This window comes from Catenovulum adriaticum (assembly GCF_026725475.1).
GTDB lineage: Bacteria > Pseudomonadota > Gammaproteobacteria > Enterobacterales > Alteromonadaceae > Catenovulum > Catenovulum adriaticum.
In genome coordinates, this window is record NZ_CP109967.1 from 49,928 (window position 1) to 69,822 (window position 19,895).

General features: G+C 37.7%; 15 protein-coding genes. 9 read left to right on the plus strand and 6 right to left on the minus strand.

Going from position 1 to position 19,895, the window contains the following annotated elements:
* Positions 1–185 precede the first annotated feature (185 nt).
* Positions 186–707: a DUF1439 domain-containing protein gene (locus OLW01_RS16245; RefSeq protein WP_268077005.1), complete on the plus strand. Its 522-nt coding sequence runs from the start codon at positions 186–188 to the stop codon at positions 705–707.
* Positions 708–899: 192 nt separating this feature from the next.
* Positions 900–3,254, plus strand: coding sequence for a fatty acid cis/trans isomerase (locus tag OLW01_RS16250; RefSeq protein ID WP_268077006.1), 2,355 nt, complete (start codon positions 900–902; stop codon positions 3,252–3,254).
* A 56-nt stretch (positions 3,255–3,310) separates the two neighbouring features.
* Here OLW01_RS16250 and OLW01_RS16255 read toward each other — a convergent pair whose 3' ends face one another.
* On the minus strand, positions 3,311–4,201 hold the full coding sequence (locus tag OLW01_RS16255; protein ID WP_268077007.1) for a LysR substrate-binding domain-containing protein: 891 nt from the start codon (positions 4,199–4,201) through the stop codon (positions 3,311–3,313).
* Positions 4,202–4,306: 105 nt separating this feature from the next.
* Here OLW01_RS16255 and OLW01_RS16260 point away from each other — a divergent pair, with 105 nt between their 5' ends.
* A complete protein-coding gene (locus OLW01_RS16260; protein WP_268077008.1) occupies positions 4,307–5,302 on the plus strand; it encodes a TDT family transporter in 996 nt (331 codons plus the stop codon).
* A 1-nt stretch (position 5,303) separates the two neighbouring features.
* Here the strand turns inward: OLW01_RS16260 and OLW01_RS16265 are convergent, their stop codons facing one another.
* Positions 5,304–5,915 carry a DUF952 domain-containing protein gene (locus OLW01_RS16265; RefSeq protein ID WP_268077009.1) on the minus strand — a complete coding sequence of 204 codons (612 nt, stop codon included), beginning with the start codon at positions 5,913–5,915 and terminating at the stop codon, positions 5,304–5,306.
* Between the two features lie 140 nt (positions 5,916–6,055).
* Between OLW01_RS16265 and OLW01_RS16270 the strand changes: the two genes are divergently transcribed.
* From OLW01_RS16270 to OLW01_RS16285, 4 genes are all read left to right on the plus strand, one after another.
* A complete protein-coding gene (locus tag OLW01_RS16270) occupies positions 6,056–8,206 on the plus strand; it encodes a UvrD-helicase domain-containing protein (protein ID WP_268077010.1) in 2,151 nt (716 codons plus the stop codon).
* Between the two features lie 177 nt (positions 8,207–8,383).
* Positions 8,384–8,950, plus strand: coding sequence for a type 1 glutamine amidotransferase domain-containing protein (locus OLW01_RS16275; RefSeq protein ID WP_428980211.1), 567 nt, complete (start codon positions 8,384–8,386; stop codon positions 8,948–8,950).
* A 408-nt stretch (positions 8,951–9,358) separates the two neighbouring features.
* Positions 9,359–9,652 carry an HU family DNA-binding protein gene (locus tag OLW01_RS16280; RefSeq protein WP_428980216.1) on the plus strand — a complete coding sequence of 98 codons (294 nt, stop codon included), beginning with the start codon at positions 9,359–9,361 and terminating at the stop codon, positions 9,650–9,652.
* Positions 9,653–9,991: 339 nt separating this feature from the next.
* Complete coding sequence (locus OLW01_RS16285) at positions 9,992–10,921, plus strand: sugar kinase (protein ID WP_268077013.1); 930 nt, start codon at positions 9,992–9,994, stop codon at positions 10,919–10,921.
* Positions 10,922–10,988: 67 nt separating this feature from the next.
* On the opposite strand, the gene OLW01_RS16290 is transcribed toward OLW01_RS16285, so the two are convergent.
* Positions 10,989–11,702 (minus strand): tRNA-uridine aminocarboxypropyltransferase, encoded by a 714-nt coding sequence (locus tag OLW01_RS16290; protein ID WP_268077014.1) that lies wholly within the window; start codon positions 11,700–11,702, stop codon positions 10,989–10,991.
* A 156-nt stretch (positions 11,703–11,858) separates the two neighbouring features.
* Here OLW01_RS16290 and OLW01_RS16295 point away from each other — a divergent pair, with 156 nt between their 5' ends.
* Positions 11,859–12,464 (plus strand): DUF2726 domain-containing protein, encoded by a 606-nt coding sequence (locus OLW01_RS16295; RefSeq protein WP_268077015.1) that lies wholly within the window; start codon positions 11,859–11,861, stop codon positions 12,462–12,464.
* Between the two features lie 46 nt (positions 12,465–12,510).
* Here OLW01_RS16295 and OLW01_RS16300 read toward each other — a convergent pair whose 3' ends face one another.
* From OLW01_RS16300 to OLW01_RS16310, 3 genes are all read right to left on the minus strand, one after another.
* Complete coding sequence (locus OLW01_RS16300) at positions 12,511–13,278, minus strand: class II glutamine amidotransferase (RefSeq protein ID WP_268077016.1); 768 nt, start codon at positions 13,276–13,278, stop codon at positions 12,511–12,513.
* 172 nt (positions 13,279–13,450) lie between these two features.
* On the minus strand, positions 13,451–15,502 hold the full coding sequence (locus OLW01_RS16305; RefSeq protein ID WP_268077017.1) for a methyl-accepting chemotaxis protein: 2,052 nt from the start codon (positions 15,500–15,502) through the stop codon (positions 13,451–13,453).
* A gap of 304 nt (positions 15,503–15,806) precedes the next feature.
* Complete coding sequence (locus OLW01_RS16310; RefSeq protein ID WP_268077018.1) at positions 15,807–18,230, minus strand: beta-galactosidase; 2,424 nt, start codon at positions 18,228–18,230, stop codon at positions 15,807–15,809.
* A 479-nt stretch (positions 18,231–18,709) separates the two neighbouring features.
* Between OLW01_RS16310 and OLW01_RS16315 the strand changes: the two genes are divergently transcribed.
* A complete protein-coding gene (locus tag OLW01_RS16315) occupies positions 18,710–19,789 on the plus strand; it encodes a glycoside hydrolase family 117 protein (RefSeq protein ID WP_268077021.1) in 1,080 nt (359 codons plus the stop codon).
* Positions 19,790–19,895: the final 106 nt, after the last annotated feature.

Sequence of the window (19,895 nt, forward strand, 5' to 3'; positions counted from 1 at the left end):
TAAATAGTTGCTAGGTGGGAGCAAATGCACAGATTTTTATGCTGGTGCTTCTAGTTTTAATATTTTTACTGTATTTAATTTAGTCTGCGTTTATCTATCATTTTGTTTTGATATTCGTCTATCAAATTTATTTCAGATCTGACATTGAGATACAAACTGACTTTACTTATTTTTAGGAGCGTGCGATGAAAACAAGCATTATTGGCTTATCGCTGATGTTTTTATCATTGCCAACATGGGCTTTTTCGGTGGTGATTAGCCAAGATGAATTGCAGGCTAAAGTGGCTGAGTTAATGCCGTTAGAAAAACGAAATTTTTTAATATCATTGGTTTTTTCCAAGCCACAAGTTGATTTGGCGGTTGGTAATAATCAAATTGGTATTTCGTGTCAGTTAGATGCGCTTGCGTTAGGTACATTAGAAGGTTCGGGTTCAACTAAAATTGTTGGTGATTTAAGTTACCACGCTGAGACAGGTGAATTTTTCTTTAAAAATTTAAAAATTAGCACCTTAAAAATTAAAAATTTGCCTGAAGAGTATTTACCTCAAGTCACCCAAGCCATTGAAACTATGCTGCAAAATGCGTTGGCAACTTATCCAGTTTATCGGCTTGACGAAAATGATGCCAAACAACAGCTTGCTAAATCTATGATTCAGTCAATTGAAATTAAAAATCAATTATTGGTGATTGAATTAGGGGGTATTTAGCCCCTCATTTATAGCTTAACGCTATTGGCAATAGTCGTTGCTTTTTTAACTAATCCAGCATAAATCACAGCCAAAGCTAAATCCGTTTTTATAAAAGTAAATAAAACATCATTTAAACCACGACTTAACCAGCTGATTTACTTATAATTCGCACAATTAAGAAATAATAATTTGTTGCAGTAGGCTGGTGGTATGTTGAAAAAAGTTTTATTTGTGGTGTCGATTTTAATTTTACCAGCTTGCGCTATGCTCGGTTTTGGTTATTACGATCAAATGTTTGGTGAAGCTAAAGTACAAAACAGAATGGTGGCGCCAGATAGCTTAGAAGGACAAGCTTTTTTAAATGATGTAAAGCCTATTGTCGAGCAGCGTTGCGTGGTTTGCCATGGTTGCTACGATGCACCTTGCCAACTTAAAATGTCTTCTCCTGCCGGTATTGACCGCGGCATTAACCAGCAAAAAGTGTACAATGGTACACGATTATTAGCGAGCGAACCCAGCCGCTTATTTATTGATGCACATAGCACTCAAGCTTGGCGAAATCGAGATTTTGAACCTGTCTTAAATGAAAGAGCTCAAACTTCACAAGCCAACCTAGCAGCGAGTGCTTTGTATAAAACATTGGCGTTAAAGCAAAAACAAGCCGCTCATTTAAACGAAACCGACAACCAAATTTTAGATAAAAAGTATGATTTTTCTTTAAATAGAGCACAAACCTGTACTTATGTTGAAGATTACGATAATCATGCTGAGCAAAATCCCCACCTAGGTATGCCTTATGGCTTGCCTGCTATTTCAAGCGATGCGTTTAATACGTTAACCGAGTGGTTAGCGCAAGGTGGTAAAATGGCTGATATTGCCCAACCATCTAAAAACACCTTAGCTAAAGTGGCTCAGTGGGAAGATTTTTTAAATCAAGATTCATTAAAGCAGCAACTTATTTCGCGGTATATTTATGAACATTGGTTTTTAGCGCACTTGTATTTTAAACCGATAGAGGGTCAAAACGAGCAGCCAGCTCAGTTTTTTAAGCTAGTTCGTTCTAGTACACCGCCCGGTCAACCACTTGATATTATTAGCACTCGTCGACCTTTTGAAGATCCAAAAATAGCGCGAGTTTATTACCGTTTTATGCAAGACAAAACATCTGTATTGGCTAAAACCCATTTACCTTTAGCATTGTCTGAACAAAAATTATCGCGGATTAAACAATTATTTGTCGAGCCAGATTATCCAGTGACGCGGTTACCAAGTTACGAAATTAAAAAATCTTCAAATCCTTTTGTTAGTTTTGCGCAACTACCAGTCAAAGCGCGCTACCAATTTATGTTAGACGATGCTCAATTTATTATTATGGGGTTTATTAAAGGGCCAGTTTGCCGAGGGCAGGTAGCACTCAATGTAATAAACGATCATTTTTGGGTGGTATTTGCTGATCCTGACTTATCCGCAACTAAAGCTGTTAACGATTTTTTGCTTCAATACCAAGAAAAACTTTCGTTACCTGCTGCAGAAGATAGTAACGCACTGCCCATGAGCAATTGGGTTAAATACGCAGAACGTGAAAGCGAATATATGGCAGCTAAAGCTAAGCTGGCTAATCAATTGTTTGAAAGTGGCGAACATTTAACAGAGAAGCTTATTTGGCAAGGCGATGGCTCAAACGATAATGCAGCGCTCAGTATTTTCAGGCATTTTGATAGCGCGTCAGTGGTAAAAGGTTTAGTAGGACAAGATCCTAAAACGGCATGGATTATTGACTATCCTATGTTTGAACGAATCCATTATTTGCTAGTGGCGGGATTTGATGTGTATGGCAATGTCGGACATCAATTATTAACGCGTTTATATATGGATTTTTTACGGTTAGAGGGTGAGCGTAATTTGTTAGCCTTGTTACCAAAAAATGAACGTCAACCAATTAAACAGTTTTGGTACCGTCGGGCAGACAAAAATTTAGCTGAGTATTTAAAATCGAAGAAAAATAGTTTTAATCAGCCTAGCGGAATTGAGTATCAAACAAAAGATGTGCAAGCTGAGTTGTATCAACTAATAAAAACACGCTTAGAAAAGGTCAACAGCCAAACTTACCAAATTGAAACCGATGAGCCTTTAGCTAAATTAAATAAATTGCCCGCGAGAGCCGTTAACTTATTGCCACCAGTATCTGTGATTATGGTTGAAGAAAACTCACAACATCAAGTATTTAGTTTACTGCACAATAATGCACATTTTAATATTTCAAGTTTATTGGATGAAGACGGACAGCGAGCTTATAAAGAAGATTACGCCACTGTTACCCCCGGTTTGATTGGCGATTATCCACAAGCAATTTGGTACCTGAAAAAAGCGCAAGTGGATGATTTTATGAGCCAGCTTGCGAACCTAGATTCTGAAAAAGCTTATCGCAAATTAAAAGCCGAATATGGGATTAGACGGACTCACCCTGACTTTTGGCACTATAGTGACTTGTTACATCAAATTACTAAAAAGCAACGCGGGATTGAATACGGCTTGTTAGATTATAACAGGCTTGAAAATCGTTAATGCGTATAGCAAATTTAGGTGAACCCCAAACACGCTCTTGCTGAAATCTTGCATATTCAAGTGGCTTGGGTATAGGAAGTGTTAGGATTTAAAATAGTGATTAATTGTTTAATCTGCGGTAAATTTTGATTGGCTTTGGCATAAACAATAGAGAGCTGTCGGTTAATGGTAATTGGCATATAGATTTGTGCTAATTCAGCATTTTTTAATCGGCTATAACATGCCAAACCAGACACGAGTGCAATGCCCGCATTTTTCGTTACAGCTTGCATAATCGCATCTAGATTGCTCATTTCGAACCGTATTTGGCATTGGTTTAGGTGTGGGCGCAAATGATGATCAAATTGCTCTCGGCTGCCAGATGCGCTTTCTCTAACAATCCACGCTTGTTGGTCTAAGTCTGACCAGTTGAGATGCTGGCCTGCTAATGGGTGTTCTGTACTGCAAATCAGCTTCATTTGATCGCTTTGCCAGTGGTGCTGAATTAAACCGCCTTGAATACGCTCACTTTCAATTAACGCAATATCTAACTGATAGTGTTGTAGCATATCTTGCAATATCTGACTGTTATTCAATTCAATTTTTGACTGAATACAACCTGCTAGTTCACCGCTTAAATATTGAGGAAGTAAGTAGTTACCTATGGTTCGGCTAGCGCCAATTCTAACTTTGTTTAATTCGCTACTGGTTTTAAATAAGCTTTTAAGCTGTTGCTGTCTTGCTAGCATTTCTAATGCGATAGGTCTTAATTGTTGGCCATGAGTATTTAAAATTAATCGCTGTTTGTGGCGTTCAAATAAAGCCGCACCTAGGCTGTCTTCCAAATTTTTTAGTGCTTGTGAGGCAGCGCCTCGCGTCATAAATAAGGCCTCAGCCGTTTGGCCTAAATTGGCCGTTTCGCTCACCGAACAAAAAACAGATAACTGTTTAATTGAAATATCAGCCATGTAGTTTTCCTAAACAATGTGTTTAAACTTATTCGATATTATTAAATTAATCGAATTGGCACAATAGCAACATCAGTTAAACGTAGTGACAGAGGTTAAACCATCATGTTGTATTTCACCCGCCAAATTAAACATATTCCAACCCCACTATGCGGCTTAGCGCTGGCATTGGTGAGTTTAGGTAAATGTGTAGATGATCGCCTTATCTTAAATGGGGTTTTAGCAAATAGCACAGCAGGCATTGCAATTATTTTATTGAGTTTGGTTTTTATTAAATTTGCTGTCAGCCCAGCTCGTTTTATCGATGATCTTAAACACCCTGTGGTGAGCAGTGTTATGCCAACGGCCGCTATGTGTTTAATGGTGATTGCCAGTACGTTAGCCGCTCGATATGAGCAGTTAGGGTTAAGTTTGTGGTATTTAGGCTTGAGCCTACATATGATTTTTTTAGGGTTATTTGTTATTTTTAGATTGCCCAAGTTTCAAATTCAGCACTTAGTTCCAAGTTGGTTTATTCCGCCTATTGGCATTGTGGTTGCGGCAGTCACTTGCCCTGGTGAAGCTCAAGTAGCGGTCGCTAAAAATATTGTTATGTTTGGTTTGTTAGCTTATGTGGTGATGCTTATTCCGGTTTTATATCGCTTAATTTTTGTTGATAGTTTACCGGATGCCGCTAAACCTACAATTGCGGTTTTAGCCGCGCCAGCGAGTTTAACATTAGCTGGATATTTAACGGTATTTGAACAACCTAATATGTGGTTGGTCGAAATGTTAATGGCGGTGGCTTTGTTAATGACCGTTTTAGTTTACAGCGCTTTTATTCACCTATGTCGTTTGCCTTTTAGCCCTGGCCGAGCTGCTTTTACTTTTCCGATGGTTATAGGGGCGGTTGCTTTGTATAAATGTGCCGCTGTATTTGCAACGTTGGATGCCAACAATGCCCACTTAATTTACAAAATGGCAGACATTGAATTGATAGGGGCCTGTATTATGGTGAGTTATGTTGCTTTGGGTTATTTAAAAGCCATGCAAAAAAACTTGCAGCAAGCGCGTTTTACTAAGGCACAAGCTGGCAGTTTAACCCAAGTTGAAGTAAGCTAAATTATAACTCAAAATCACCATTTTTATTGGTTGAAATAGGCAAGGCTTTGACCACAGCATTGATATTAAGCGGTCCATAAATGTGCGGATAAAGCCCGCCTTTTGCAGGTTCGTATTTGACAGTTGATAAGATTTTTTCTTTTTCAACTGTTAGCAATAATGGCTTGTGCGTATTTTTATAAAATTTATTCGCCACACGGTTTAATTGATTTTTTGGGGAGGCGTGAATAAAGCCTTCTGTTTTTATGCTATCTCTTATTAATTGGCCATTTTGTAATGCTTGTTCATATTCAGCTTGTGAAGAGAGTAAGTAAATATAAGGGCTAAGCTCCCCTTCAAACATGCGAACAAACATTTGAGTTATTGTTTTTTGTTCTTCACCTTTATATAGGTAATTAACTCTATACTGGCCGCTTAGCTTATTATTTTTTAAGGATTGCGAAATAATACTGATTTCAGCTAAAGCCGTTAAATTAGTATCTGTTAGCCAAATCTGTGAGCCTGTTAATGTATTTTGCGAGTGAGTACTTGTAAACGAATAACAGTGTCCCAGCGTTAATTCATTGTTTTGTTCAGTTTGTAAAATGCAATTAACTGCTGTTTTTGAAATCATATAAATCCTTAATTTATTGATTGTTTAAATCTAATTGAAAGAGAGTGTAATGATTAACATGAGTATCGCAACGTAAATACCTGTTTATTAATTAAGGTTTTGCTACACTCTGGCTTCTTTTTATCCTAGTTATATTTTATATGAATCTCAGCCAACGTAAGTTGTATCGCTTTTGGCAGCAAGCCAGAGGCGCAAAGCAGCTTGTCACCCTTGAACCTGAAAACATTTTACTTGAGTTTAACCAGCAGTTTATTCAATTAGATTATGCAAATATTAAGTCGTTGACAGTTAAAAAAGGTTGGTGGTTTTCATCTATTTGTATTGAGCTTAAAAATGATAAGACGCTAATTTTAGATGGTTACTTGTACTCAGCCTTACGAGCGTTTCGGAAAAATATTTTGGGCCGTGTATTAAATTATTATAACGAGTCGCTTGATTGGCAAGATTATTTATCCGCGCTAAGACGTTTGGAATCTAAACAGCATTATTTTTCAAGCCATGAATGGCAGCCTTTGGTTGAGCTATATTCGCTGGCAGCTCAATTTACCAGCTTGAATATTAAGGCGAATGATATTAAACATCCGCTAGCCAACCAAGTATTTGCGTTGGCTAAAAAAGTGAATTTGTCTGAGATAAGCGAAACCGCAAGAACGGCGCATAATCAGTTAGTAGTGGCTAGGTTATTAGCAAAAAACAAAGCATTTTTTGATGTGATTGAAAAGCAAAAACTTACTCAAAACCAACGCCAAGCTTGTGTCACAAATGACGATCACACTTTAGTCATCGCAGGCGCTGGAACGGGTAAAACCGCAACTTTAATCGGTAAAGCTGGGTTTTTAATACAAGCTCATTTAGCCCGGCCTGCACAAATTTTAATGCTGGCATTTGGGCAAAAAGCAGCGCTGGAAATGAATGAAAGGATTCAAGCTAGATTAAACAACCAAGCTGGCGATCTTAAAGCCAGTACATTTCATGCATTAGGTTTTGAGATTGTATGCCAAGCTCAGAAAGCAAAAAAACAACCCGAACTTAAGTTATCGCCATTGAGTTCAAACGCTTCGCTACTAGCAGATTTTATTAGTGATTCTTTAGTGCAAAACATCACTGATAATTTAAGTTACAAACGCATGATTAACGAATATTGCCATCATCAATTTTCAAAAAATGCAACTGATGTACCCGAAGATATTCATACGCAGCACTGGCAATGGCGCGCATTGGTGTCGCTAATTATTCGCTTTTTAACCTTGTATAAAGAAGGCGATTATTCGCTAGCTAATATGCAAAACTTGCTCGCAAAAAAGGACAGTAAAGACTTTGACGAAAATTATTACAATTTATTGTTTTTAAAAATTTTTCAGCCGTTATTACAAGCTTACCAATTACATTTAAGCCAGAATAATGAAATAGATTTTGCTGATATGATTTTATTGGCTATTGAAGCGATTGAATCAGGCGATTATCAAACTCAATATCGTTATATTTTAGTTGATGAATTTCAAGATATTTCAAACGGCAGAGTTAAGCTACTAACGGCATTATTGGGAGCCCACCCCAATGTGCGTTTATTTGCGGTAGGAGATGATTGGCAGGCAATTTATCGTTTTAACGGAGCAGATTTAACTTTATTTACCCAGTTTAACCAGTATTTTTCGCCATCAACTCAAATTGCACTTGATAAAACTTTTCGTTTTAACAATAAAATTCATGACATTAGCAGCCAATTTATTAGCGAAAACCCTGCACAAATTCCAAAAAAAATTAAAACTCACCAACAGCAAAATTCACGCGCTGTGCATTTAATTGATGTTAGCCAATTGATCGCCAATCCAACTGAATATGTAACCCAATCAATAGAACAGGCGTATCAATCACAATTAACTTATTTATTAACTGAGTTAAATCAGCAGGCGCAAGCCAGCGCATTAGCCCAATCAGTATTATTAATTGGTCGTTTTTCAAAGGCTAAAATGCAGATGTTTAAATCATTTAATATTCAGCAGCATCAGTATGCTTGGTTAGATATTCGTTATGTGACTGCCCATGCAAGCAAAGGGTTAGAAGCTGATCATGCGATTATTATTGAGGTAGATGACAGAGTTTTCCCCTCCAATCGCAAAACTGAAGCTGTCTTAGAAATGGTTTTGCCTAGCGCAGAGCATTATTTACATGCTGAAGAACGACGACTGTTTTATGTGGCGATGACACGGGCAAAACATCAGGTATTTCTTTTATATAATGCACGTCAAATGAGCTGTTTTATTGATGAATTGCAGACTTTTTTCGAGTAGTTCACACTTTTAAGTTGAAATAGGCTGGTATCGTCCTCAGGTTTGAACTTAACACTCGCTGTAAATACTAACGAGTAACATCAAGTAACAAGCGATGTTGAATTAATCTTTTGGTGATTATTTTTTAATGATTTCCTTTAAAGGTTAAATTTTTGGAATCTAGAACAGGAGTTAATGATGACAGTTAAAAATATTACAGGTAAAAAAGTCGCTATTTTAGCAACCGATGGGTTTGAGCAAAGTGAATTATTTGAACCCCGAAAAGCTTTGCTAGAAGCGGGCGCAGAAGTTGATGTTGTAAGTTTAGAACAAGGCGATATTACCGGCTGGCAAGGCAAAAATTGGGGTGATAGCATTAAAGTTGATAAAACGTTAGATGAAGTCAAACCCGAGCAATACCACGCTTTAATGTTACCCGGTGGTTTAATTAACCCAGATTTATTAAGAGTTAACGAACAAGCAGTGCAGTTTGTGAAAGGTTTTTTTGCTGGTGATAAACAAAAGCCAGTTGGGGCAATTTGCCACGGTCCTTGGTTATTAGCAGAAGCGGATGTCGTAAAAGACCGGAAAGTGACTTCATACGCGAGCATTCAAACCGATTTAAAAAATGCAGGTGCGAATTGGACTGATGCCGAAGTTGTAGTGGATAAAGGACTGGTGACCAGCCGTAAACCAGACGACTTAAACGCGTTTAATCGAAAATTGGTTGAAGAAATTGCAGAAGGCCAGCACAAAGCGGCGTAATTTTTGGTCTTAATTTAAACGCTAATTCAAACTAATGTATTTTAGTTATTTTAATTGCGAGTGCTGATCTTACTGAGTAAGTTCAGCACTCGCTTTTATTTGCTCCTGCATAGAACTCTATCTTTATTTAGCTTATCTGAATTCTCGTAATTATATTTAAGTGTCAATTAATTGTAAGTTTGCTTTAGCGCTTAAGCTTTGCTATCGCTAAATTAATTTAACTTTGGCATATTCAAAGATATTTATTTTAGCGTTGCAGCGCTTGATTTGCTTGATGTGGTGCTTTTTTGTGTCTAATTATTTAGTCGTGCATTCAGATTTATTATAATCTTGTCTTATTTTAACGATTTTTCAACTCACAGGCATTGCAATTGAGTATTAACTTATATAAATTCTATTGCTCAAAGCATATATGAGGAAAATAAAATGAATAAATCGGAGCTCGTGAAGCAAATTGCCGAATCGGCTGATATCTCTCAAAATGACGCTAACAAAGCACTTTCATCTTTAATTGAAACAGTGACGACTGAATTATCTGAAGGCGGTCGTGTCGATTTAATTGGATTTGGTTCGTTTAGCTTAAAGCACCGTAATGCTCGTGAAGGTCGTAACCCTTCAACTGGCGAAACTATCCAAATAGCAGCAGCTAACGTACCTTCGTTTAAAGCGGGTAAAGCATTAAAAGAGTCTTGTAACGCTTAATGTGCTGTTATGATTAGTTGTTTAAATTTAATGAGTTTAAACAACTAATCCATTTTTATACCGGCTTGTTGTTAACGTCTTAATTTATATTCCCGCCTACCTTTTCTCTTTGATTAATTGTTTACAATTGTAGTTTGTGGTTTAATTTATCCATTATTTATCGTCTATTATCTTAGGTTATGCTGATAATTTTATATTTGAAGCGGCAAGTTGTAGAAGATTATTCTTACCTGCATTAAAATAGCTAAATAATAATGATGAAACGCATAAGGTTTAATGATAACAGTCTGCGCTTTCGCTATTTTAATATTCTAATCCGAATCAATTCTAGGGAGATACATGAGCTCATTATTAGCACTAGGTGAAGGCATGGTGGAGTTAAAGTTAAACTCTGAACAGCAGTTAATTCATAAATATGCGGGCGATACCCTAAACGCTGCCATTTATGCTAAACGTTGGCAGCCTGAAATTGATGTGCACTTTTATTCTGCGGTAGGCCAAGATATGTTCAGCGTTCAAATGTTAGATTATTTGAAAAGCGAAAATTTGGCGACCGATAGTGTGTTAACCACAGAACAAGCCAATATTGGTATTTATGCTATTCAAACTGATGATACGGGTGAGCGTTCGTTCACTTACTGGAGAAGCGCATCTGCCGCTACTCAAATGGTTAAGTTATTAGTGGCACAAGGTGGCGCTGATACCTTGCCTCAAGCCGATTGCGTATTTTTTAGTGGTATTTCGCTGGCTATTTTATCGGACGAAGATAAAGCAGGCTTGTTTGATGTGTTAGAAAAACTAAAAGCCAAAGGAAGCAAGATTGCGTTTGACCCAAATTACCGAGCTAAAATGTGGCGTAATCAAGCTCATGCCATTGAATGGATAGTTAAAGCTTATCAAGTGAGCGATATTGTTTTACCAGGCTTAGACGAACACGAAGAATTATTTGAACATAATAGTGTGGAAGACGTGCAGTCATTTATGCAACAAAATGGTGTGTATGAATATGTGATCAAAGCAGGTAAAGACGGTGTTTATGGGTTTAGCGGTGATGAGTCTTGCCATGTACCTTTTAACCCAGCGCCTAAGCAAGTTGATTCAACTGCGGCAGGTGATTCATTTGCGGGCACCTATTTAATCTCTCGAGTAGCAAAAAACAGCCAAGTTGATGCGATCAAAAACGCAGATTCAGTTGCCAGAGAAGTTGTGCAGCACCCTGGAGCTATTATGGATAATGAAATTTATCAACAGACTTTTAAAGCTGGATAGTAGTCCTCTACTCACAAGTATAATATTGATAAATAACAAGCCGCTCATTTAAAACGAGTGGCTTTTTTTATGGATATTGCTCAAGCGCTTGATGTGATATTGAAGGGGCGGGCGTTTGTCCTATTCTGGCTGCGCTGTAATGTAAGTTAAATACATTAAAATAATGGTGTAATAGCTCTGATGCATTTTGCTGTTGGCATTGTTTTAAAGCCTGAGCTGTTGCTTCAGCAGTCGACAACTGATGAGCGTGAGGGGCTTTACGTAGCTCGTAACTGGCTTGTTGATTTAAGCTTAAATCTAAAGTGGGGTAAGGCTGTAACCAAGGGCTTAAGTTAAATATTTTTTTGCTTTGTCGCCAAGTACCATCAATAACAATAAGGGTGAGTTTTTTATTACCCGCCGCCTTTACCGGCGATTGATAAGCAGTGCGGGTGGCTTGTGTGGGGTACAGTATCACCACGAAACGGTTGGGATCTTGTAACAGCGCAAGTAAAGCTTTTTCAGGTTCAGTTCGAGACCATTCAAATGCAAAGCAGTTATTTGGCAAAATATCACTAATTAACTTGCCGGTGTTGGTGGGCTTTAATATTTCATCTGTATGCATCAATAATACTAAATCCATTTGAATATTTAGTTTACGTTTCCAGCTACAAATGCAGGCAAATTGTGCTAAATGACAAGATTGACAGCGAGCGACAGAAATACCTCGCGCCAAAAAAGGTCGAGTTGCTCTGGCAAGTCGTTTGGTACGTAATTGAGAAAACGAATATGAATTATGCATAATAGTCTTATTAAAAGCCGTATTGGCTGATTATACCTTGTTTTTATTAATCTTGAAGTATTTGGCACAAGCTTTGCTTTGACCACTGGAGCAGTCAATAAATAAACGGATCGTCAAAATTTTGATGCGATCAACATATTATCAGTGGAGTCGATTATGGAATTAGTCATTATTATTATGATGTTGGTATTAGTGGTTGTCGCAACAGTCGCGATTCGGTTAACGCAAACCGGCACACCTTTTCCATATCAGAAAAAACCAGCTCTGTTTACTGAAGCCGAACGTGCATTTATGCTTAAGTTAGAGCAAGCAGTGGGTGATCAATTTAGAGTGGTCAATCGAGTTAGGCTGTCCGATATGCTAATAGTGACTCAAGGTATGGATAAAAGAGCAGAACAGGCGGCTAAATTAAAAGCATCGGCTAAAACGCTTGATTTTGTGTTGCTCAACCGTCATACGCTTGAACCCGTTGCCGCGATAGATTTAGTTAATACAGAATCAAAGGTTGGTTACAAAGCGAAAGCCGATTGGTTTGTGCGTGGCGCGCTAGAAACCGTAGGGGTTGCACATGTGCGAATTAAAGTAAGAGCTGGCTATAAGTCATCTGAAATACGTGCTTGCTTAGCCGGAAAAATGGGGGCGAGCCAATTATCGCCATTAAATGTTCATAAAGCGGCTTCACGCGGCCCTACACGGCCTATTAAGCCTTTACGTGATATTAATGTCACTCAAGGTGGTCGTTCACAAGCGGCAGTTGCTTAATCCGTATTTTGAATCAACCCTGAACGCATTTTCAGGGTTTGTTATTTTAGCTAACTAGCTCGCCTAATTTAAATAATGCAGATTCACCGGGTTGCATTTTTTTCCAGCGTTCATCGTTTGTCAGTGGCCTAGTTGCGATCACCGTTACCACATCATTTGGGCCGGTTTCTTTTTGAAAATCAATCATCATATCTGCATCAATTAATGTTGCTTTGCCAAATGGCGCACGGCGTGTGATCCATTGTAAATTGTTAGAGCAATAAGCTAGTACATAAACACCATCGGTGAGTAGCATATTAAAAACGCCTTTTTCGCGTAGCGTTTGTGATAATTTAGCAGCGTAGCGAAATACGTCTGTCATATTTGATGGACAACTTGGATATTTTTGCCGGATTTTATCTAGCAACCAACAAAACGCCAATTCACTGTCTGTATTGCCCACTGGTCGGTAATGTTCGGGTTGTAAATCTTGATAATTGGATAGTTGGCCGTTATGAGCAAATGTAATTTCACGCCCCCAAAGTTCACGTGTAAAAGGGTGAGTATTCTCTAAACAGACCGGTCCTCGGTTACCTTGTCTAATATGACTGATCACAGATACACTTTTAATAGGGTAGGCTTTTACCAATTTCGCGATTTCAGACCGACAGCTAGGCTCAGGATCTTTAAACGTCCGACAGCCTTTACCTTCATAAAATGTAATGCCCCATCCATCTTTATGTGGACCAGTATTGCCTCCTCGTTCTAACAAACCAGAAAAACTAAAGCAAATGTCCGTCGGCACATTAGCCGACATACCCAGCAATTCACACATTTATTTATTGCTCTTAATTTGATGTATTTCGCGTTGGAAAAATAATTTAATGTGCGTATTGTTCAATACCCGGCTGGTAAAGGCAAGCTTGATTTAATGGATTTTGTTTAAGGGGTGAGCAGCTGCCAAGTTAATTTTGACAGCTGGTTTGGTGAGCAAAGTCAGGTATTGTTTAGTGTGTATCAAATTCGTTGATGTAATTATTTAATTTTTCGCCTGTCTCTTTAAGTTCAAATGATGCTTTTTGTGTGTCTGTGGTTTTTTGAGTGACTTTATCGGCATCGTCTCTGATGGCGATAATTCGTTCATTAATTTCATTTGATACGCTGGTTTGTTCTTCAGCAGCGGTGGCAATTTGTACTGCCATTTGCATAATTTGATCAAGCTCTGTTTTCATAACTTCAAAAGCTTGTGCATTCTCGACAACGAGCTGAATGGCTTTATTGCCTTCTGTTTGTAATACGTTCATTTTATCTGTTGCATTGCCAGCGCCATTTTGCAAGGTTTCAATTTGACTTTTTATTTGTTCTGTCGACTCTTGTGTTCGGCTTGCTAAACTTCTAACTTCGTCTGCGACTACTGCAAACCCTCTGCCTTGTTCGCCCGCTCGGGCAGCTTCAATGGCTGCGTTTAAAGCTAATAAATTAGTTTGCTCGGCGATACCTTGGATCACATTGAGCACATTGCCAATAAGTGCAGCTTCATCGTTTAACGCCCCTACCACTTGGCTAGTGTGGCCTAATTCCTCAATTAAGTTTTCCATGGTTTGTTTACTGGTATGTGCATTTTTGGCACTGTTAATTGAGATTTCATGAGCTTTATGCACAGTATCTGATGTGGTGCTTGCCATATTCGCCACTTCTTTGATAGTCGCTGTCATTTGATTGATTGCGACTGAGATACTGTCTGTTGCCTCTAATTGACGGTTAGATAGCTCTGATGATTCATTCATTGCGCCGCTAACGATATTCGTTGTATTTTGAATGGTTTGGGCTTCAATAATGACGCCCTTTAAGGTGTGATTAAAACTGCTAATTAATCGATTAAAGCTGCTAGACAATTCTGCTAATTCATCTTTTCCTGAATCTTCTAACTTAATCGACATATCTTTAGTATTCGCTAATTCGGTACAAGATTTAACAACTGTTTTAAGTGGGTTAGTAATACTGCGTGCAATTAAATAAGAAACCAAACTGATTATGACAACTAAAATAATCAAAAAAGCGAACGTTTGATAAACTAAAAATTGCGATTCGGCCAGTAGGGTATTTTTAGTTTTCACTAGCTCATCAGACACTATATGAGTGGTTTCGTTATATATGTCGAAAACATTAGAAGTGATCGAGTCCCAGTCAATAGCGTTGTCAATAGTTAATGGCTTATTGACGGTTTTATAGATATTACTACGAGCTTGTAGTGCAATTTTTTCAGCTGTTTTATAATCTGGGTTGCTGACCATTTTATTGTAAGCATTTAATGCAGTTTCAGATGCAAAGCTTCTAAATAGTTCTAAATTACTTTGTGTTTTTGTGGCACTTCTAAAAATTTCGCCATAAATATAAACATCTAATGTCATATTTTTTGCGGTAAAAATAAAGTTATTATGAAGGCTGTTTTCTACGTTAGCCGCAACAATATAGTAATAAGCATTAGCTAGTTTTCCTAAAGCTTCGTCTTGAGTTGAAATAACGACAATTTCGCTCAAGCTTAATAACAGGCTGCGGATAAAGGTGGTCATTTCATACATAGTATGTATGTCCTTACCCAGTTGCGTTTTAAAATTTGAGCTCATATGGACTTTTTGATCAGCCGCTTGGCGGTAATACTGGAAATTATTTATCATGACTTTAAGGTTGTTAATCTGTGCGTCTAAAACCTTAAATTTCGAAAGTGATTGGGCTTGTTGATTAATAAAGGTTAAATAGTCAGCTTCTTTTTGTTTAGCAAGGCGACGCGCGTCTAGCATTTTATTTTTATATAAGTTTGTTGTTTCAGCTGAGCTATCTATATACAACCTGCTATAAAAGGTTTCTTTTAGCGTGGCATTTATGTAGGGCGTTGTAACATCTGCATAATTTAGCACTACATCTAAATCTTTCATTTTTGCTTGTTCAGTGTAGGCGTTATTGAGCCTTTCTATTGATAAACCCAAGGTTGCCAGCAAAGGAATGAAAACCAGCATGATAATCTTTGTTTTGATTTTAATTTGGTTGAGAAACTTCATAATTTATCTCTTATCAGTCGTTAGGCCTAAGGGGTGATAACCTGAGCTTTACCCAGAGCGCAGATTGATTTTTTGTCAAAATGGTTATCGGCTTGTAGTGGCGTCGCTATTACATGTTTAAATCTTGTGGTAATACCAGTATAGACTATCATCTTAATTGTTGTTTGTTAACAATATGTTTGAGTTTATGCAATTTTATAATTAGACGTTAGGATTTTATAAATTTAGAAGGTAAAAAAGGAAATTACGTTAAATAAAAAGCAGCTAATGTCCTTATTAACTGCTTTTGTGGGGAGTTAAATGATTACTCTGTATCTAATGATGTTTTACCTTTTAAATCACTAAAGCGACGTTCATACAATTCGGTATGTAACTCACGCGCAGCTTTAACCATTGCGTTGTATGGAATATCAGTCACTGATACAAAACCAACATTATAGTTTTCGCCATCATAAGCGCGGCCAGTGATAGGTGAATCTAAATATTGGAACCAATGTGCGCCAATAAAATAATCATTGTCTATGATTGAGTGCATATAGTCTTTATACATACGAGCTCTGTCTTCTTGACTTGAGGCATGTACTAAACCTGGATGGAAGAAACCAGAAGCTGTTGTACCCATATGAAATTCACCAATGACGGTTGGCATATCTAAATCTTCTAAAAATGCCCATTTGTTTTTAGTTAAACCTTCTTTATAAAGGTTAAAGCTTACAACATCGACATACTCTTTAGCTGCCTGAACAACTGGCATTGGCATACCCCAGTCGGCAAATCGAACACCCATATACATGTGATTAGGCATGTATTTTTCTAACTTAGCATCAACAATGCGGAAGTATTCACTGGCATACTCAAACAAAAGCTTTTGGTAATCCTGAACTTGTGCCTGATTTTTTTCGTTTAATGTGCTGTCAAATCCACCTTTTTGGAAAGCATCCCAAGACGCAATTTGGGTATTCCAAGCTTGGTTTAATCGCGCAATATCACCATATTTAGCTTTCATTTTTTCAGTAAACATGTTTTTAGTAGGCGATTGTGCACCATCGCTGGTTAAGGTATGAATAACGATACCTAGCTCTGAAGTTTTAGATTCAGGACGACCCCAGCTTTTTTCGTTATCAATGAAAACACCCACACACCAAGGGCTGTTGTTAACTTCTTTTGCAACTTGTTTAATGGTTGCTTCGGCTCTTTCTTCAAATTTAGGATCGAATACATCTGGTAGTCCACCCCAGAAATCGTTGCCGCTCGAAACGGTTTTAAAATCACCTATGATCCAACCATTTGCAAAATATGGAATACGCTCATTGTCGTAATACATAGGGTCAATCCAGTTACCAAATGAGGTAAAGCCCCAACTTAGCATGCGGTCAACGGTCACTTTTGACCAATCTTCTAAATAAGAGTAGGGCGTGGTTTCACCGTATTTACGCTCAAGGTTAGCCATGTAAAAACTAAACACTTCACCGTGCTCTAACGGGCCAGAGTGAGCGCCGCGTCGATAGCCGTAGTTGCTTGATAGTGGATCACTATAATCAGGTAACCATTCAAACATGTCTGCTCGAGTTTCTGAGGCTAAATGGCGGGTTGGAATAGCTTGTTTTGGCGGCGGATTTAAACCTTGTGAATCTTCTGGAGTCAATTCGTCAGCCGTACGCTGGTTGATGGCATTTTGGTCAAAATCATAACCGGTAAAGGTGGTGGCATTAGACATACGCACATTATCAATACCTGTTGTGAAATATAAATAACCTTCAGGATCAACTAACGACCATTTATCGCCGACTTTTTCGGTTCTAAAATAACCAGTAGCTTCTAATTTAGGGCCAGCTTTCCAACCACTAAATTTTGAGCGATCTTCAATTTTTTCACCGTCGTTTAAGCGCGCAAGTTCTTTTTCTTTAACGGCTTGTAACTCTTTTAACGAATGAATTTTTTCTTCATATTCTAAACGAGTAGGTTGACCAAATTTATCAACAATGTTTTTTAAATAATCAGGGTTCATTTTTGGGTGAGGCATTAAGCGGATATTATCTATTGTTACTTCTTTATCATGCAGATTGTTTTGTACGCTTAATGAAATACGTTTAATACCTGAGGTATCTAAATTTTTAGTTCCCCACATCCAAATAAACTGAACTTGGTCTGATTCCCACGTAGCTGGGTTTGAGCGTAGGCCTGAACTTAAATTAAGCTCAACGTTTTCGCCATGCTCATTGTCTGGGCTAACTAAATCGTGTCCAGCCATTTTTGAATAATAAGTTTTGGCGTCACCAACTGGTACACTGACGCTTCGGGTATAAACCTGCCCTTTTTTGTCGTATACATTTAAAAATAGCTGAGTTGAATATTGACCTTGGTTTGAAATATCAAAAGCAATGCTAAAGCTTTTATGTTTGCTCCAATCCCAAGTACCTTGAGCAGGTACAAAATCGATAGAAGCATATTCGTGCGCTTTTGAATCAAATTTAACTTGTAAAGCTTGTTTGCCGTTTGTAATCCCTTGATTGTCAATTAAGCTAACTTTGGCATTTTTAGTTTGAATTTGTGCTGGAACTGTACCAGATTCAAAATCGAATAAAGATTGTTGTGCTTTAATAGTTTGCTCATGCTCTGCGTTTGGTTCACTTGATTGGCAAGCGAGTAGTGAAGCACATAAAACCGAAACGGCCGATAATTTAGCGTTGGTGCTTAATTTACTCGGTCTATCTTGTGTACTTTTCATAGGTTATCACCTTCAACTTAATATGATATGTTTTTAATTGTACAAAATAATGTTAATAGTTAACAAAATATATTGCTATTTGTAAAGCTATAGCTTGCTTTTTGTATTTAGTTCATAATGTTTAACCATTATGTATTCATTGTTAAAGTTGTTGTTTTTTGACCCTTTGGCTTGAAATCAAAGTGGTTTATTTGCGTTACACAATGTTTAATTGTGTAACGCAAATAATAACGATGAAGCTAAAACTGAGTGAGTATTTAAGCTAAAATAGCGTTATTTAACTTAACTCATTTAACACAAGTGTGAATTATGACATTAAAATTGTTAACAATAAACTATTTTTCGTGTATATTGCGTTTTATATAATTTAAACGGTTTAACAGTTAGCTTGAGGCTTGCTACCGAACGTATTTAAAGAGATAAAAAATAAATATACGGTTTAGCAACTTACCATGCAAAAGTACTGATAGAGGTTAAATATGTCGGAAAAAAAATTAAGTCTTGCGAGTAAAAGAGCAATCGAACGCGGCTATGATAATAAAGGTTCTCAATGGTTAATTGAATTTGATGTAGAGCCTTTAAAAGGTGATTTTGAATTTGAAGACGGCGTGATTAGACGTGATCCAACAGCCGTTATTTTGGTTGATGGTGTATACCATGTTTGGTATACCAAAGGCCAAGGCGAAACCGTTGGCTTTGGCTCAGATAATTTAGAAGATAAAGTATTCCCTTGGGATTTAACCGAAGTTTGGCACGCAAGCTCGACCGATGGTATTACCTGGAAAGAAGAAGGTTGCGCAATTGGCCGTGGCGAAGCTGGATCGTTTGATGATAGAGCTGTATTTACGCCTGAAGTTTTAGAGCATGAAGGTCGTTATTATTTGGTGTATCAAACGGTTAAAACACCCTATACCAATCGTCAATATGAAGAAATTGCAATGGCGCATGCCGATTCACCTTTTGGGCCGTGGGTTAAACTTGATGCGCCTATTTTAAGCCCATCAAAAGATGGCGAGTGGGATGGCGATGAAGACAATCGTTTTCATGTAAAAAGCAAAGGTAGCTTTGATAGCCATAAAGTACACGATCCTTGTTTGATGTACTTTAATGAAAAGTTTTATCTTTATTACAAAGGCGAAACAATGGGTGAAAGCATGAATTTTGGTGGCCGTGAAATTAAACACGGGGTTGCCATTGCCGATAATATTTATGGTCCTTATGTTAAGTCTGAATATAATCCAATTTCAAACTCAGGTCACGAAGTTGCGGTTTGGCATATTAATGGTGGCATAGCATCATTAATTACCACAGACGGTCCTGAAAAAAATACCATTCAGTGGGCTAAAGATGGCATTAATTTTGAGATTATGTCTCATATTAAAGGCGCACCTGAAGCATTAGGTATTTTCCGTGATCCAGAGAATAAAGATATTGAAGCGCCAGGCTTACAGTGGGGCTTGTGTCATAAATATGATGATAGTTGGAACTGGAATTATATTTGCCGCTATCGTATTACGCGTCAGGTATTAGATGCAGGCACATTCCAAAACTCAAATTAATAAGGTATTAAATTGAGTGCTAAATTCAAATGGTGCTAACTCTCAGTTAAGTAGTCGTGCTCTGATGAGCAACTAAAGCAAGGAAGCTAGTCCTCAACCTTGGGGA

Excerpts from the sequence above, each read along its gene's own strand:
- OLW01_RS16245 (WP_268077005.1), top strand. The coding sequence starts at position 186 with ATGAAAACAAGCATTATTGGCTTATCGCTGATGTTTTTATCATTGCCA.
- OLW01_RS16250 (WP_268077006.1), top strand. The coding sequence starts at position 900 with ATGTTGAAAAAAGTTTTATTTGTGGTGTCGATTTTAATTTTACCAGCT.
- OLW01_RS16255 (WP_268077007.1), bottom strand. The coding sequence starts at position 4,201 with ATGGCTGATATTTCAATTAAACAGTTATCTGTTTTTTGTTCGGTGAGC.
- OLW01_RS16260 (WP_268077008.1), top strand. The coding sequence starts at position 4,307 with ATGTTGTATTTCACCCGCCAAATTAAACATATTCCAACCCCACTATGC.
- OLW01_RS16265 (WP_268077009.1), bottom strand. The coding sequence starts at position 5,915 with ATGATTTCAAAAACAGCAGTTAATTGCATTTTACAAACTGAACAAAAC.
- OLW01_RS16270 (WP_268077010.1), top strand. The coding sequence starts at position 6,056 with ATGAATCTCAGCCAACGTAAGTTGTATCGCTTTTGGCAGCAAGCCAGA.
- OLW01_RS16275 (WP_428980211.1), top strand. The coding sequence starts at position 8,384 with ATGACAGTTAAAAATATTACAGGTAAAAAAGTCGCTATTTTAGCAACC.
- OLW01_RS16285 (WP_268077013.1), top strand. The coding sequence starts at position 9,992 with ATGAGCTCATTATTAGCACTAGGTGAAGGCATGGTGGAGTTAAAGTTA.
- OLW01_RS16290 (WP_268077014.1), bottom strand. The coding sequence starts at position 11,702 with ATGCATAATTCATATTCGTTTTCTCAATTACGTACCAAACGACTTGCC.
- OLW01_RS16295 (WP_268077015.1), top strand. The coding sequence starts at position 11,859 with ATGGAATTAGTCATTATTATTATGATGTTGGTATTAGTGGTTGTCGCA.
- OLW01_RS16300 (WP_268077016.1), bottom strand. The coding sequence starts at position 13,278 with ATGTGTGAATTGCTGGGTATGTCGGCTAATGTGCCGACGGACATTTGC.
- OLW01_RS16305 (WP_268077017.1), bottom strand. The coding sequence starts at position 15,502 with ATGAAGTTTCTCAACCAAATTAAAATCAAAACAAAGATTATCATGCTG.
- OLW01_RS16310 (WP_268077018.1), bottom strand. The coding sequence starts at position 18,230 with ATGAAAAGTACACAAGATAGACCGAGTAAATTAAGCACCAACGCTAAA.
- OLW01_RS16315 (WP_268077021.1), top strand. The coding sequence starts at position 18,710 with ATGTCGGAAAAAAAATTAAGTCTTGCGAGTAAAAGAGCAATCGAACGC.